The sequence below is a fragment of the Streptomyces sp. NBC_00012 genome (assembly GCF_045040875.1).
GTDB lineage: Bacteria > Actinomycetota > Actinomycetes > Streptomycetales > Streptomycetaceae > Streptomyces.
The window spans coordinates 5,241,414-5,256,807 of the sequence record NZ_CP108309.1 but is presented as its reverse complement, the minus strand read 5'-3'; the positions used below and the strand labels follow the sequence as shown (position 1 = coordinate 5,256,807).

At 71.9% G+C, this 15,394-nt stretch carries 10 protein-coding genes and 1 pseudogene; 2 read left to right on the top strand and 9 right to left on the bottom strand.

The annotated features are described in order from the left end of the window. Positions 1–123: 123 nt before the first annotated feature. Both OHA19_RS24255 and OHA19_RS24250 read right to left on the bottom strand, forming a co-directional pair. Entirely contained in the window at positions 124–2,709 is a 2,586-nt protein-coding gene (locus OHA19_RS24255; RefSeq protein WP_405751572.1) for an ABC transporter permease, read from the bottom strand. After that, positions 2,706–3,494, bottom strand: coding sequence for an ABC transporter ATP-binding protein (locus OHA19_RS24250; RefSeq protein WP_405751570.1), 789 nt, complete (start codon positions 3,492–3,494; stop codon positions 2,706–2,708). The genes OHA19_RS24255 and OHA19_RS24250 overlap by 4 nt, the downstream gene beginning before the upstream one ends. Before the next feature lie 522 nt (positions 3,495–4,016). Between OHA19_RS24250 and OHA19_RS24245 the strand changes: the two genes are divergently transcribed. Further along, entirely contained in the window at positions 4,017–4,487 is a 471-nt protein-coding gene (locus OHA19_RS24245; RefSeq protein ID WP_405751567.1) for a DUF485 domain-containing protein, read from the top strand. After that, complete coding sequence (locus OHA19_RS24240) at positions 4,484–6,100, top strand: cation acetate symporter (protein WP_405713413.1); 1,617 nt, start codon at positions 4,484–4,486, stop codon at positions 6,098–6,100. Before OHA19_RS24245 ends, OHA19_RS24240 begins: the two co-directional genes overlap by 4 nt. A gap of 126 nt (positions 6,101–6,226) precedes the next feature. Here the strand turns inward: OHA19_RS24240 and OHA19_RS24235 are convergent, their stop codons facing one another. From OHA19_RS24235 to OHA19_RS24205, 7 genes and pseudogenes are all read right to left on the bottom strand, one after another. Then, positions 6,227–6,436, bottom strand: coding sequence for a DUF397 domain-containing protein (locus tag OHA19_RS24235; RefSeq protein WP_405751565.1), 210 nt, complete (start codon positions 6,434–6,436; stop codon positions 6,227–6,229). Next, a pseudogene (locus tag OHA19_RS24230) lies at positions 6,433–6,763 on the bottom strand (Scr1 family TA system antitoxin-like transcriptional regulator); the annotation flags it as partial. The gene OHA19_RS24235 and the pseudogene OHA19_RS24230, both read right to left, overlap by 4 nt. 110 nt (positions 6,764–6,873) lie before the next feature. Continuing rightward, positions 6,874–7,848, bottom strand: coding sequence for a MarR family transcriptional regulator (locus OHA19_RS24225; RefSeq protein ID WP_405751562.1), 975 nt, complete (start codon positions 7,846–7,848; stop codon positions 6,874–6,876). 540 nt (positions 7,849–8,388) lie between these two features. Continuing rightward, on the bottom strand, positions 8,389–10,287 hold the full coding sequence (locus OHA19_RS24220; protein WP_405751559.1) for a protein kinase domain-containing protein: 1,899 nt from the start codon (positions 10,285–10,287) through the stop codon (positions 8,389–8,391). A gap of 189 nt (positions 10,288–10,476) precedes the next feature. Beyond that, positions 10,477–11,370 (bottom strand): cellulose-binding protein, encoded by an 894-nt coding sequence (locus tag OHA19_RS24215; protein WP_405751557.1) that lies wholly within the window; start codon positions 11,368–11,370, stop codon positions 10,477–10,479. Positions 11,371–11,565: 195 nt separating this feature from the next. After that, positions 11,566–14,334: an SUKH-4 family immunity protein gene (locus OHA19_RS24210; protein WP_405751554.1), complete on the bottom strand. Its 2,769-nt coding sequence runs from the start codon at positions 14,332–14,334 to the stop codon at positions 11,566–11,568. A gap of 5 nt (positions 14,335–14,339) precedes the next feature. Then, a complete protein-coding gene (locus tag OHA19_RS24205; protein WP_405751552.1) occupies positions 14,340–15,317 on the bottom strand; it encodes an SMI1/KNR4 family protein in 978 nt (325 codons plus the stop codon). Between the last annotated feature and the right edge of the window lie 77 nt (positions 15,318–15,394).

The window sequence follows — 15,394 nt, the reverse complement described above, 5'->3', positions numbered from 1 at the left end:
GCGCGGATCCGGCCCCGGGCGTGCGGCGGACACCCGGTCCCGGACGCACGAATCCGGCCCCGGGGTGTTTGGAGGAACACCCCGGGGCCGGATCGGGTCATCCTACGTCGGCCGTCGCCCGCGCTAATCCGTGGCGATCGCGTTCAGGACGTTCATCCGGCCCGCCCGGAACGCCGGGACCAGTGCGGCGAACAGGCCGACGAAGGCCGAGGCGACGAAGACCGTGAGGATCGTCGGCCACGGGATCTCCAGGACGCCGAGGCCCTCCAGGGCCAGCAGCTTCTGGGCCGCGGTGCCCCAGCCCATGCCCAGGCCGAGGCCGAGCAGGGCTCCGAAGACCGCGATGACCACGGACTCCAGGCGGATCATCCGGCGCAGCTGGCGGCGGGAGAGGCCGATGGCGCGCATCAGGCCGATCTCGCGGGTCCGCTCGACCACCGACAGGGCCAGGGTGTTCACCACGCCGAGGACGGCGACGATGATCGCGAGTGCCAGCAGGCCGTAGACGATGTTCAGGAGCTGGCCGATCTGGTCCTGGAGCTGCTCCTTGAAGTCGGCCTGGTTCTTGACCTCGTACTGCGGGTACTTGGCCAGGGCGCTCTTGAGGGCGGCGTACGCCTCCTTCTCCTTGCCGTCCGCGGCCTTCGCGAACATGATCATGTTCTGCGGCAGGGTGTCGGCTGGGACGTACCGCGCGGCGGTCGTGATGTTGACGTACATCGCGCCCTTGTCGATGTTCACGTCGTCCGAGGTGATCGCGGCGACCTTCAGCTTCGCGGTCTCGCCGCCCTCGAAGGCGACGGTCATCCGGTCGCCGACCTTGACGCGGTGCTTGGTGGCGTACGTCTCGCCGACCGACATGGCGTCCTTGCCGTACGCGGCGGCCAGCTCGCCGGAGACCGTCTCGCGGCGGACGTCGTCCTTGTACGAGGGGTCGGCGGCGACCAGGCCCTCGCTCTCGGTGGTGCCGTCGGGGGCGGTCAGGCGGGCGCCCACGACCTTGTACTCGGTGAGGTGCTCGATGTCCGGCACGGTCTTCAGGGCCTTCGCGGCCTGGTCGACGATGAGTGCGCCGTCGCCGCCGGCCGGCTGGACGATGAAGTCGGCGCCCACCGACTTGTCGAGTTCCTCGGTGGCCGAGGCGACCATGGAGGAGCCGACGACCGAGAGGCAGGCGACCAGGGCGAGGCCGACCATCAGGGCGGCGCCGGTGGCTCCGGTGCGGCGCGGGTTGCGCAGGGCGTTGCGCTCGGCGAGCCGTCCCACGGGGCCGAACATCCGCAGCATGACCGCGCTCAGCACCCGGACCACGAGGCCGGCCAGCAGCGGGCCGATCACGATGAATCCGATCAGGGTGAGGAACACCCCCGCACCGAGCATGAGCGAACCCTCGCTCGCCTTGTCGGCCCTCGTCGCGGCGAGCAGCGCGGCGCCGCCGGCCAGCGTGAGGACCAGGCCGATCGCGGCCCGGACCCGGCCCGCGCGGCCGTCCGCCGGGGTTCCGGCCTCGCGCAGGGCGGCCATCGGGGAGACCTTGCCGGCCCGGCGGGCCGGGAAGTACGCGGCGACGACGGTGACGACGATGCCGAGCACGAGGCCGACCACGGGGGTGGTCCAGGCGACGGTGAGGTCCTCGGTGGAGAGCTCCATGCCCATGGCGCCCATGAGCTTCATCAGGCCGACGGCGAGGCCGACGCCCGCGCCGACGCCCAGGAGCGAGCCGACGACGCCGAGGAACAGTGCCTCGATCAGCACCGACCGGTTGACCTGCTTGCGGCTGGAGCCGATGGCCCGCATCAGGCCGATCTCGCGGGTGCGCTGGGCGACCAGCATCGAGAAGGTGTTGACGATCAGGAAGATGCCGACGAGGAGGGCGATCCCGGCGAAGCCGAGCATCGCGTACTTCATGACGTCGAGGAAGGAGCCCATCGAGTCCTTGTTGGCCGCCGCCGCCTGCTCCTGCGTCTGGAGCTTGTACACGGAGGTGTCGCCGAGCGCCGTGGCGACGTTCTTCTTCAACTGCTCGTCGGACACGCCCGCTTCGGCGGTGACGGAGATCAGGCTGAAGACGTCGGGCGCGCCGAGCAGCTTCGTCTGGGCGGTGACGGTGTCGAAGTAGACGACCGCGGCACCGGGGTTGGTGACCCTGAAGGTGGCGATGCCGCTGATCGCGGCCCTGATGTCGCCGTTGGCGGTGATGGTGCGCAGTTCGTCGCCGAGCTTCAGGTGGTGCTTCTCGGCGGTGTCGGCGTCGACCATCACCTCGGTCGGGCCGCGCGGTGCGTGGCCGGAGGAGATCTCCATCGAACGGAGGTCGTTCTTCGTCCAGTTGCCCGCGATCGTCGGGGCGCCCGAGGTCGAGCCCATGTTCTTGTCGTGGCTGTCGACGACGGTGACGGACATGCTGGAGACCGCGCCCTCGGCCGCCTTCGCGCCGGTGGCCTTCGCGGCCTTCCCGACGGCGGACGCGGGGACCGTGACGGGCTTGCCGTTGCCCGGGAGCCGGTCGTCCTTCTCGGGCGCCTTCGGGACGACCGTGACATCGGCCGCGGTCGCGGCGAAGAGCTTGTCGAACGTGGTGTTCATGGTGTCGGTGAAGACGAGCGTGCCGCACACGAACGCCACCGACAGCAGGACCGCGACGGCGGAGAGCGCCATGCGTCCCTTGTGGGCGAGGAAGTTCCGCCGCGATGTCTTCCAGACGGTCATGACGTCCGCCCGCGCGAGTCGAAGTCCTTCATCCGGTCGAGGACCTGGTCGGCCGTGGGGTTGTGCATCTCGTCGACGATGCGCCCGTCGGCGAGGTACAGCACGCGGTCCGCGTAGGAGGCGGCGACCGGGTCGTGGGTGACCATGACGATGGTCTGGCCCAGCTCGTCGACCGACCTGCGCAGGAAGCTCAGCACCTCGGCGCCGGCCCGCGAGTCCAGGTTCCCGGTGGGCTCGTCGCCGAAGATGATCTCCGGCCGGGCGGCGAGCGCCCGGGCCACGGCGACGCGCTGCTGCTGGCCGCCGGAGAGCTCGGTGGGCCGGTGCTTCAGCCGCTCGGCGAGACCGACGGTCTCCACGACCTGCCGCAGCCAGGCGGCGTCGGGCCTGCGGCCCGCGATGTCCATCGGCAGCGTGATGTTCTCCAGCGCGTTGAGCGTGGGGAGCAGGTTGAACGCCTGGAAGATGAAGCCGATCCGGTCCCGGCGGAGCTGGGTGAGCTTCTTGTCCTTGAGCCCGGTGATCTCGGTCTCGTCGAGGAAGATCTGCCCGGACGACACGGTGTCCAGGCCGGCCAGGCAGTGCATCAGGGTCGACTTGCCGGAGCCGGACGGGCCCATGATCGCCGTGAACTGCCCGCGGGCGATATCCACGTCGACATGGTCGAGCGCGACGACCCGGGTCTCCCCGGCCCCGTACGCCTTGACGACCTGCCGCGCTCGCGCAGCCACGGCCGTACGCCCTCCAGTACCCCCGTGCCTGGGAATGGTCACAGCCGTTGTCACGGTTTATCTCCTATGTCGGTCATCATGTGCGATGTGTCGGCGCACATGCAGAGTCTGGTGTCGGGAGCGGGTCCGGCGCACTGGTGCCCAGCGCAGTTCCCGGGTGGGGTTTTCCCCACCCCTCCCCCCGGTGTCCGCCCGCTTCGACGGTGGGATTCGGCCGCTTTTCGCGGTGTAGGAACACGGTAAGGAACGCGCCCCCGCCGTCACGTCCTCCGCCGGGAGGAACCGCCCCTGGCGAGAACCGAGGAGCTCCCCCTAAGGGTCTCGGCCCCAGGGTGGAGACCCGTGTCAGGGGCTCGGACCAAAGGTGTGGCGGGGGCCGCACCGGAAGGCCCCGTTCACACAGGCCGCCACCTCCGGTTCACCCGGCCTCACGCAACTGAGCCATTACCGTGGGTAATTCAGGCCACCCATTCCCCAACTGCCATACCCACAAGTAATGTTCGCGCATCCGCACGCACCCGCACTCCTGCCTTGCCGCCCGCCCCAGGACCCGAGCCACGCAAGGAGCAGCACCCGATGTCGCACGGAACCCCGCCCCCAACCCCCCACTCCTCCTGGCCCGGACAGCTGCCGAAGCCGTCCCCGCAGCATCGGCCGCCGCCCCCGGACCACCCCGGCCACCTGCTGCCCTGGCAGAGCTCCGGGACCGGAGCGGCCCCCGGCACGCCCGGAGCCTCCGGCGCCCCCGCACCCGCACCCGCACCCGGCCGCCACAGCGACCTGCGCCGGCTGCGCACCTCGTACCGGCTGCTGCGGCGCATCGCGGCCCTGACCGCGCTCGGCTACTTCGTGGTCTTCCTGCTGCTCTCCGGATTCGCCAAGGAACTGCTGGACACCCAGCTGTTCGGCGGTCTCAACATCGGCCTGTTGCTGGGGCTCTGCCAGCTCCCCGTGATCCTGGTCGCGATCGCCGTGTACGAGCGGACCGCGCGGCGCACGGTCGACCCGCTCGCCGCCCGGATCCGAAGAGCGGGAGCGGCCCGGTGAACGGATTCGACAACTCCGCGCAGTCGATGTCCCTGGTGGCCTTCCTCGCCGTGGGCACCGTGGCGCTGCTGCTCTGCGTGATGACCGGCCCGGACCGCGACGACGTCGACGAGTTCTACACCGGCTCCCGCTCGCTCTCACCCATGCAGAGCGGCTTCGCCCTCGCGGGCGACTACCTCTCCGCGGCCACGGTGCTCGGCACCACCGGCATCATCGCCCTCACCGGCTACGACGGGATGATCCTCGCCCTGAGCATCACCCTCTCGCTCGTCCTGCTGATGTTCCTGCTCGCCGAACCGCTACGCAACGCGGGCGGGTTCACCATGGGCGACGTGCTCGTACGCCGCGCCCCCGGCCGCGCGGTCCGCATCACCGCCTGCGCGGCCACCCTCGCCGCGCTCGTCCCGATGATGGTCGTCCAGCTCGCCAGCAGCGGCGATCTGCTCGCCTTCATCCTGGGGTTCGACACCTCCGGGTTCCGCACCGGCGCCATCATCGGGCTCGGCACGCTGATGATCGGCTACGCGGCGATCGGCGGCATGAAGGGCACCTCGCTGATCCAGATCGTGAAGACCGTGGTCCTGTTCGTGGCCGCGTTCACCATCGCCGTAATGATCATGAACCGGTTCGACTGGAACACCGACTCGCTGCTCTCGGCCGCCCGGCAGAGCAGCGGCGCGGGCGCCGACTATCTGCGCTCGGGGCTCCAGTTCGGGGGCAGCGGGCTCGACATGGTCAGCTCCGAACTGACCGTGGTGCTCGGTGCCGCCTGCCTGCCGCACGTCACCATGCGCATGTCGAGCGCCCGGTCCACACAGGCCGTCCGGCGCTCGATGTCCTGGGCGATATCCGTGGTCGCCGCGATCTGCCTGCTGCTCGTCGTGATCGGCTTCGGCGCGGGCGCACTCGTCGGCCACGACCAGATCACCGCCGCCGGAGCGTCCGGGAACAGTGCGATCCTCCAGATCAGCGGAGAGGTCGCGAACGGCGCGCGGCTGGGCGCCCTGGTCATCACGACGATGACGACGGCGATCTTCCTGACCCTGCTCGCCTCGGTCGCCGGAATGATCCTGTCCTGCGCCAACTCCCTCGCCCACGACCTGTTCGCGCACGGCCTGCACGGGGTGCGCGACCCCGACCGGAAGCCGCTGGCCGGACTGTCCGAGATGCGTACGGCACAGGCCTCGGCGATCGTCGTCGGACTGCTCGCCACCACGCTCGCGGTCGTGGCCAGGCACTGGAACGTGCAGGCGCTGGCGACGCTCTCGTTCTGCGTCGGCGCGTCCGCGCTCGCCCCGGCGCTCCTCTTCACCATGTTCTGGCGGCGCTTCACCCGCACCGGACTGCTCTGCACCCTCATCGTCGGCACCCTCACGACACTGGTGCTGATCACCGGCACCAACCTGGTCTCCGGTTCCCCCACCTCGGTCTTCCCCGACCACGACTTCAACTGGTTCCCGTACACCACCACCGGGCTCGTCTCCATCCCGGCCGGATTCCTCGCGGGCTGGCTGGGTACGGTCCTCCCCCGCCACACGGCCCCCGCGGCACGCCGGCTGTACCAGAGCGAGGAGCCCCGGATCCTGGCGGGTGCCCCACCGACACGCCGTTGAGCCGACCCTCGCACGCTCCACGGCGCCCTGTCGGCAGGCAGCACGACGACAGCCCCGCACACTCCGGATCGAGGGTGCGGGGCTGTCGTCATTGTGCGGGGCTGTCGTCGCCGCAGCGGGTTGCGGTCAAGCCGCGCCGAACTCTCCGTCCGTGACACCTGCCACGAACGTAGCGAATGCGGTGGGGGAGGTATTCAGCACGGGGCCGCTCGGGCTCTTCGAGTCACGGACGGGGACGACGCCGAGCGAGCCGACGAGATTGGCTGCGACCTCGACGCAGGCACCGCCGTTGTCGCTGTAGGAGAACTTGAACCAGCGGGGGGATTCGGTCGTCACGAGGAACCCTCTCGTAACTGGCTGATCATGGCCACGGAGGCCGCCTGGAACAGAGCCCCGGCCTGCAGCTGATGGCAGGCCGTCAACAAGGGGACAACCGAAGCGCTTTCCCGGTTGAGAGTGCCCCAGGTGGGAGGACTCGGCATAGGACATGAACTGGCGGTCCGGCAGCGTCATTATGTACAGCGGGAAGTCGAAGGGACGGAGCTCCGCCATGTCGAACGGAGCGACCTGGAGCACGGTGCTCGGCAGCTCGGCGAACTCGATCAGCCGCGCCAGCTGTGCGTCCATGACAGCGGGGCCGCCCACGGGTCGGCGGAGGCAGGCGCCACCTCGGCGGTGCGCTCGCCGGGCACCCCTGCCTGCGTTGCGAACGTGACACTTTGATGGGTGTTCGACACGTTCCGCCGCTTGGTAGGAGGTGCCGCAGCAGCCGCTCAGGCCGGGTCGGGTTCGCGGCAGGGGCGGCAGAGGCCGTCGCGGAACGCTTCGGGCCTGCCCGGGGCGCCGCATTCGGTGCACTCGACCATCAGACGGCGTACGGGAGTTCCCGGCGCGGCCGGGGTTGCGGCGGGCAGGCGGGGCGGGAGCTTGTCGCGGAGGCGCCGACGGACGAAGCCGAAGGGCGAGTCGACGGACGCGGGGAGCCCGGCGGTGAGGGCGCGCGTCAGGTAGTCGGCGTCCACGCCACGCGCGAACCACTCGGCGGCCGCCTGTTCCAGTGCCGCACAGTCCGCCGCCGAGAGGGCCAGGCGGGAATCGGCACGGCCGAGATGGGCCAGGGCCAGGAAGGCGGGGGAGGGACGGCCCGCAGTCGCCTGCGACACCGACACCGACACCGGATTCGGCACCGGCACCGGCACCGGCTCTGCGGTGCGTTGCTGCGGCACTGTCGTTACGAGCGGCTGCGCCGGTACGGGCACGGATGCGGGTGCCTCGGACGAGGCGTCCACCTCGGGCGCGGTGGTCGCTGCGGCTTCTGCGACCTCCTGCGGTGCGGGGTGGCACTCCTCGGCGGTCAGGAAGGCATTCCACCACTCGTTGTCGCGGGCGGTGCGGGACCAGAAGGTGCGGGTGACCCAACGGACCTGGCCGCCGTTCTCGCCGCTCAGGCACCGCACATGCCGCAGATGACCGGCCACGCCAAGGGCCCGTAACGCGCTGCCGACGGCCATCTGCCCGTACAACGGCTGGCTCCTGGCCAGCGATTTGATGTCCATCGCCGCACCTTCGGGCAGCGCGTCGACGTAACCGGCGATATGCCGCTCACGCTCGGGAAGTAACGCGAAGTCGCCTTCGCGGGAAGGGTGTTGCGCCGGGACGGAACGCTTTCCGTAACCGGGCTTGGCCTTCGGATGGGCGCGCGAGGATGCGGACGCGCACGGGGCGGAGCTAAGGTCTGAAACAGCCACGGGATCGCTTTCATTGGTGTTCGATCTTGGGGTCAGACCCCGGCCGGTGCTGGTTACACCGCGTCGGGGTCGTTGCATTTGGCACCGTAAGCAGTCACTACTCCGCGCCGCAAGTCGGTCACAACTAGTCATACTTGCTGGCCGTGACGGGTCCGGGGAGGGTGGGGAGGTTTTCCCAACCCCCTTCTTTTTCCTACCGGTTGTAAGACACCGCTCGAATCCCGACGCCCGGATCCCGGCCCCCGAATCCCGAAGCTCAAGACCCGGCCCCGAGCCCCTCCCCGTACCCACGAAGGAGTGAACAGGGCCTTCCCGAAGCTCGAAACCCGGCTCTCGGATCTCGGCTCTCGGCTCTCGGCTCTCGGATCTCGGCTCTCGGCTCTCGGCTCTCGGCTCTCGGCTCTCCACAGCTTCGACGCGGACAGCGCGCCCGCCCAGGAGCTCCTCGGGCGGTTCCGTGCGGCTGCGGAGAAGCCCGCGCAGTCGGATCGGTTCGGCGCGGTCACCGGGGTGTGCAGGAGCCCAACCCCAGTGCGCCGGTCAGGAGTTACGCCACAGTTGCGCCGGATCCGAGGGGTCGCACGCCACCGACCGGAAGCCGATGGTGCTGAAGACCTGGAGGCAGACGCCCTCGGCGACGTTCACCAGGGTGTGACCGCCCGACGTCTTGGTCCCGATCCGCCAGACCTGGGAGTCGGAGGAGTTGCAGGCCTCGGCCGACAGCCCCGCGGGACCGTTCAGCCTGAGGCAGTTGCCGGTGCCCTGGCCGACGAGCTTGAACTTGCCGCCGGAGGTGGGTTTGTACGTCCACTTGTAGTAGAGCGTGGCCCCGTTGTGCGCCGGCTCGCCGCACACCGAGTTCATGAGCATGGAGCCGCCGTACGGCGATGCCGACTCGCCCAGGCACCGCTTGTTGGACGCGTTCTTGAGGTAGTACTGCCCCGAGGGCGCCGGGACCTGCCCGCCGCCCGAGCCGCTGGAACCACCGGATCCGCCGGAGCCGGAACCGGAACCGGAACCGGAACCGCTCGTGGGCTTCGAACCACCTGAACCGGAGCCGCCCGAGGGGCCGGACCCGCCCGAACCTCCCGAACCGTCCGAACCTCCCGAACCGGAGCCGCCGGCGCCGTCGGCCCCGCCCTTCCCACCCCCTGCGTCCTTCCCGTCCTTCCCGTCCTTCGGCTTGTCGGAGGATCCCGGCTTGGAACTCGACGAGCGGGAGGGCGACTTCGTGGGGTCCGCCGAACCGCCGTCCGCCCCGGGTCCGGACGGCCCGACGGTGACCGAAGGCGCCGCGGCGCCGGAGTCCGTACCGCCCGGACCGCCGATCTGGTACGGCCCGAGCGCCAGGGTCAGAGTCGTGCCCGTCACCACCACGACGGGGAGCGCGATGAGCAGCACCCGGGAGCGGCGGCTGCGCGGCTTCTCGGGGACGGCGCCGGTCGTCCGGACGTCAGGCAGGGAGGGCACCGCGGCAGGGGCGGGCGCCTGGGGCAGCTCCGGCTCGGGCTCCTCGGGCGGCGGCGGGCTCGCCGCGAACGCCGCCCGCTCGGTGATCCGGTCCGTGACGGCCGGCGGCCACAGCGCGGAGACCGCGGCGGGCACCCGGGCGGCGGCGATCTCGAAGAGCTCGGCGGCCGTCGGCCGGTCCGCGGCGTCCTTGGCGAGACAGGACTCGACCACGGCGGCCAGGGCCGGATCGACGTCCGGCAGCCGCCCGAGGTCGGGCTCGGTGTGAACGATGCGGTAGAAGAGGCCCGGCCCCGACCCGTCACCGAACGGCGGGCGGCAGTTCGCCGCGAAGAGCAGCAGTCCGGCCAGCGCGAACACATCCGCCGCACCGGTCAGATCCCGCTCGGCCATCGCCTGCTCGGGGGCCATGTAGGCGGGCGTCCCGATGACCATCCCGGTCCTGGTCACCCTGGACTGGTCCGCCGCCCGGGCCACCCCGAAGTCGATCAGGGTCACACCGTCGAGCGTCAGCATGACGTTGGACGGCTTGAGGTCGCGGTGCACCATGTCGGCCGCGTGCACCGCACGCAGACCGCTCGCCCCGTCCCGGAGCAGCCGCCACAGACTGTCCGGGGGCAACGGGCCCTCGTTCAGCCGCAGCGCGTCACTCAGGGTGACGCCGGGGATGTACTCCGTGGCGAACCACGGAGGCTGCGCCGTACGGTCACTGGCCAGCAACCGCGCGCTGACGCCGGACGGCAGCTTGGCGAGATTGTCGAGCTCGTGCCCGAAGTGGGACAGGAAGTCCTTGTCCGCGGCCAGCACCGGCAGCACCTGCTTGACCGCCGCGTACCGCCCCGCCGAGGTACCGAGATAGACCCGGCCCATGCCGCCGGTACCGAGGATGCCGAGCAGCCGGAAAGCGCCGATCCGCCGGGGGTCGTCCGGCTCCGTAGGCGTGGCTCCGCTGCCCTGTAAACGTGACACTTCTTCAGCTCCCCCGTGCATGGCGCCAGATTAGCCCAGCCCGAACGCACGCACGACGGTTCCTCGGGCCCACGTACGAATCGTGACCACGCGACCGTCCCAGCCGTTCCGGCCGTCCCGGAGACAGTCCGGACCACGCTCCGGAAGCGGTCCCGAAGCAGCCCGGACCGCGCTCCGGAGGCGGCCGGTTCAGTCCTCCGCCGGTGCCACCCGCCCGGTGAGCGCCGCGAGCGAATTCCGTACGTGCGCCATGTGCGCCTGCACCTCGTCGCGGCCCTCCTCGTGCTCCCGCACGATCCGCTCCGTCTCCCGGACCACCCGCTCCTCACTGACCCTGGCCGCCGCGATCAGCTCCGCCGCCCGCGCCTCGGCGTCCTCCTGGCCGTGCCGGGCGGCCTCCTCCGTCTCCGCGAGCGCCCGTCGCGCCTCGGCCAGGCGGGCCTCCGCCTGCTCGGTCAGCTCGTCGTGGTGCGCCGCCTGCGCGGCCTCGGCCCCGGCCACTTCGAGCTCGGCCGCCTGCCACCGCTCGGAGTGCTCCTGCTCCTGGTGCGCCAGGACGCTCTCGGTGCGGCGGCCCGTCTCCGTCATCATGGCCTGCGCCCGCTCCCGGACCTCCGCGGCCTCCTCACGGGCCTCGGCAACGGCCTCGTCGGCAGCGCCCCTCGCCGTGGCCAGCGTCTCGTCGGCGTGCTTCACGGCCGCCGCCCGCACGGCCTCGGCGTCCGCCCGCGCCGAGGCCCGGAGCTCCCGGCCCGCCTCGTCCGCCGCGTCCCCCAGCGCCTGCGCCTCCTCCTGGGCGGCGCCCCGCACGGACTCCGCCTCGCTCCCGGCGAGGGCCAGGATCTGCTGGGCACGCTCGCCCAGCGATTCATAGTTCTGCGGGGCGAGCCCGGCGACGACCTCGCTCAGCCGGACCGACTCCGCCGACAGCTCCTCCACCAGCGCCGTCAGCCGGGACACCTCGTCCAGCGCCGCGTCCCGCTCCGCCGACAGCCCCGCCACCGCACGGTCCACCTGCTCCGGACGGTAGCCACGTCCCCGTACGCCTACGAAGCCATGCGCGGACACCGGTGCAGAACTCATCCTTGAAGCCTCTTTCCGACTCTCCGACCACCAGCAATACGTCAAGGATGCGGCAATTGGCACAGAAGTCGGAATCGATCAGCTGCTTTCCGGACGGAAGCGACAGGCATCACAAGCAGCACGGACAACACGCGGCACACGGCACGGCGCCCGGCCCCTCTCGGGAGCCGGGCGCCGTGCCGTGTGCCTGCCGGGTCAGATCAGCCCGTCCCACATCTGTTCGAGCAGCACGGACCACCAGCTCTCCGGCGACGCCAGCGCCGCCGCGTCCAGCGCCACCAGCTGGGCCTGGAAGTCGACCGTCCAGCGGCCCGCCTGCTCCGGGTTGAGCCCGAAGCGCAGCCGCCACATCCGGCCGAGCAGCGCCATCGAACGCTGGAACTCCGGCAGCCCGGTGTTCACGAACTGCGGCGCCACCGACTGACCGCCCGGCCCCGCCTCGACCGGCACGGCCACGATGTTCGCGGTCCCGTACTGGACACAGATCGCCCGCCCGAAGTCGGACCCCATGACGAGGTACGACCCCGCGTCCGGGGCGGCCTGCACCTGGCGCTGCGCGGCGAGCTCGGCCAGCGTGGGCACCACCGGCTGACCGGGCTGCGCCCAGAAGAACGGCCCGAAGTCAGCGGGCAGCCCCGCCCACACCAGCGTGAGCGCGACGGTCTCGGGCACACCCTGGCGGGAGACGGCGCGCTGGTCGAAGCGGCAGATGCCCTGCGGCCCGAAGGTCTGCAGCAGCTCGTCCGCGATGGCCTCGGGCGGCGCCGCCATCGCGGGCGGCATCTGCGGCAGCGGAGCCCGCACCGGCGCCGGACGGGCCGGCCCGTCCGCCACCTGGTGCAGCTCGCCCTGGTGGGTGAGCAGATGCTGCATGCCCTGCTGACGGCTGGCGTGATCGGTGCCGTACGGGGCGACGCTGGTGATCCGCACCTGCGGCCAGGTCTCACGGATCATCCGCGCGCAGTAGCCACCGGGCAGCTCACAGGACTCCAGCTCGGTGTGGAGCTCGATGACCTGTTGCGGCGGCACGTTCATCGCCCGCAGCTCGTGCAGCATCTGCCACTCGGGGTGCGGGGTACCGGGCGCCGAACGCCGGATCAGCTGCTGCTCGCTGCCGTCGGGCGCGCGGTAGCGCAGCACGGCCTGGTAGCCGGGCCCGACGGTCGGCTGACCGGTCGGCGCCTGCGGATACCCGTACGCCGGGGGCGGCGGGGTGTGCTGATTCGGCGGTACGGGGCCGGGGGCCCCACCCTGCGGCGCTCCGGGCGGACCGGGAGGACCGGGCGGGCCCGGCGGCCGGGGTGCGGCGGGGCCGCCCATGCTCGGATCGGCCAGCATCGTCGCGGCATGGTGCACACCACCACCGGGCGGAGGCGTCGAACCAGGCGGCGGAGGCGGCACAGCAGCACCAGGAACACCCGGCGGACCAGGAGGCTGCGGCACACCAGGAGCACCAGGAGCACCGGGCGGACCCGGCGGCCGGGGCGCGGCGGGGCCGCCCATGCTCGGATCGGCCAGCATCGTCGCGGCATGGTGCACACCACCACCGGGCGGAGGCGTCGAACCAGGCGGCGGAGGCGGCACAGCAGCACCAGGAACACCCGGCGGACCAGGAGGCTGCGGCACACCAGGAGCACCAGGAACACCGGGCGGACCCGGCGGCCGGGGCGCGGCGGGGCCACCCATGCTCGGATCGGCCAGCATCGTCGCGGCATGGTGCACACCACCACCGGGCGGAGGCGTCGAACCAGGCGGCGGAGGCGGCACAGCAGCACCAGGAACACCCGGCGGACCAGGAGGCTGCGGCACACCATGCGCACCAGGAACACCGGGCGGACCCGCCTGGGGGGCGAGCTGTGTCGGCAGGTACCCGCCCGCCGGGGCACCGGGCGCACCCGGTCCCGAAGGCGGCGGCACGGGCGCGCCCGGCCTGGCGCCCGGAGTTCCGGGAGCACCGGGCGGCGGCGGGGTCGACGGACCGCCACCACGCGCACCACGCGGCGGCACGACGGCCTTGCTGGTGGCCGCGTCCGCGATGTCACCGGCGCCCGTGCCCGAAGCACCGGGAAGGCCCGGAGCACCCGAAGCACCCGAAGCGCCCGGAGCACCCGGCGGAACACCAGGGCCACCAGGGCCACCAGGGCCACCAGGGGCGCCTCCCTGCGGGCCGAGACCCGGCACGACCGCCGTACGCGGCAACTGGCTGCCGCCCGACATCAGGGCAGTCGGCGCATCGGCCGGCACGACCGGCGGCGGAGTGCCGTCGTCGTCAGCGCCCGAGAGCGGCGGCGCGAACACCGTGGCCGGCAGCGGCACCGCCCTGTCGTCGGTGTCCGAGTTCGTGTCCGTACCGGCCCACGGGGTGGACCCGGCGGGCACGTTCGGCGGACCGGCCGGGACGCCGTCGTTGGCGGTGGGCTCGTACGCGACCTGCCCGCCGTGCGAACCCGGCGACACCTGACCGACCGGGGCGGCCGGGACCACGGGCGGCTCAGCGACGGCCGGAGCCGGCGAGACCGGCGGGGCCGGGGACGCCGGAGCGGCCTGAGGCGCCGCGTCCCGGCTCCGGTCCTGGCCCTCGCGGCGGTCCGGGATGCCCAGCTTGTCGGCCGCTTCCTGGAGCCACTCCGGGGGGCTCAACAGGAACGACGTCTGATTGAGGTCGATGCGCTGCGGCGGCTCCGGAGCGGCCGCGGCAGTCGCCTGCGCGCCGTACTCCTCCTCGTACCGCCGGATCACCTCACCCACCGGCAGTCCCGGCCACAGGGTGGCCTCGCCGCTGTCCCGGGCGATCACCAGTCGCTGGTTGCCGCCGTCCGAGACGGGGCCCTCGGCACGGTCCTCGCCCCACACCACGAAGCCCAGCTCGAACTCCCGCACCCGCACCTCACGGTGCTGGTACGCGGGGACGTCGCCGTTGATCCACTCGTCCGCGCGCTCCTGCGCCTGCGCAAAGGTCACCATCGCGCTCACCCCTCCACCGGGACGGCCCGCGCGAAGCCGCCGTCCACCATCAGGTTCGCCACGGTCTCCAGCTCCGGCGGATTGCCCGCCAGACGCTGCAGGAAGGCGTCGAAGTCACTGCCGCACGGCAGCAGCAGCCGGTCCACCCGCTCCTGCACGCTCCAGCCGTCCTGGTCCCGGGCGTCGTCGTACGCGCAGAACCAGACCGAGCCGATGCCGTTGCCCTTCACCTTCACCGCGACGATCCCGCCCTGGACGAAGGCGACGCCCAGGAAGTCCTTGGTGAGGTGGTCGCGCAGACACTTGTTGACGTACACCAGGTCGTTCGCCGCGGCCTGCTCGCGCACCGTGAAGAACGGCTGGTCGACCAGCAGCCCCAGCTCCGCGTCGAGCGCAGCACCGACCGGCGCCGAACCGCCCGCCGCCTTCAGGAACGAGCGGTAGGCACCGGGCAGCCGATAACCCAGATCCTCCTCGACGCCCAGGACCTGCGACTCGCTCACCGCCACGGCGCCCTTCGGCAGCCGGAAGTGCGCGGGCCGGGTCTCCTGCAACGGGCGGGTGCCCCGCTTGTTGTGGTCGACCGCCGTGGCGGCGAGACCGCCGTGATGCCTCAGCAGCGCCTTCACCTCGACCGGGACCAGCTCCATGCGCCGGCCACCGGGCACGTGGTGCCACGTCCAGCCGTGCGGAGTGGCGACCGCCGGGATCGTGTCCCACAGCTCATGGCCGCTCGCCGCCAGCGCCGCGTTGGCCGATACGTAGTCGGTGAGCCGCAGCTCGTCGACCCCGAAGCCCTGCGGCGGCTCGGCGATCTCGGCGGCGGCGCGCGCGTACGGCGCGAAGTCCGGGCTGCCGTTCCCGTCCATACGCACGCCGCCGGGGTGGCGGGACGCCCGGACCGGGTCCGGGAAATGCACGAGCTGCCCGGCGTAGGCCGCGTTCGGTGGCGCGGCTTGCTGCCCGAGCCGACCTGTCGTCATGGCGGTTGCCCCCTGCTGCGTCTGGCTGGTGAGGACCGGCCTGCCCAGGGCAGGCCGGTCCTGGCACAGCCTATGCG

Coding starts and splice junctions, on each gene's coding strand:
- OHA19_RS24255 (WP_405751572.1), bottom strand. CDS start 2,709: ATGACCGTCTGGAAGACATCGCGGCGGAACTTCCTCGCCCACAAGGGA.
- OHA19_RS24245 (WP_405751567.1), top strand. CDS start 4,017: ATGTCGCACGGAACCCCGCCCCCAACCCCCCACTCCTCCTGGCCCGGA.
- OHA19_RS24215 (WP_405751557.1), bottom strand. CDS start 11,370: ATGAGTTCTGCACCGGTGTCCGCGCATGGCTTCGTAGGCGTACGGGGA.
- OHA19_RS24210 (WP_405751554.1), bottom strand. CDS start 14,334: ATGGTGACCTTTGCGCAGGCGCAGGAGCGCGCGGACGAGTGGATCAAC.
- OHA19_RS24205 (WP_405751552.1), bottom strand. CDS start 15,317: ATGACGACAGGTCGGCTCGGGCAGCAAGCCGCGCCACCGAACGCGGCC.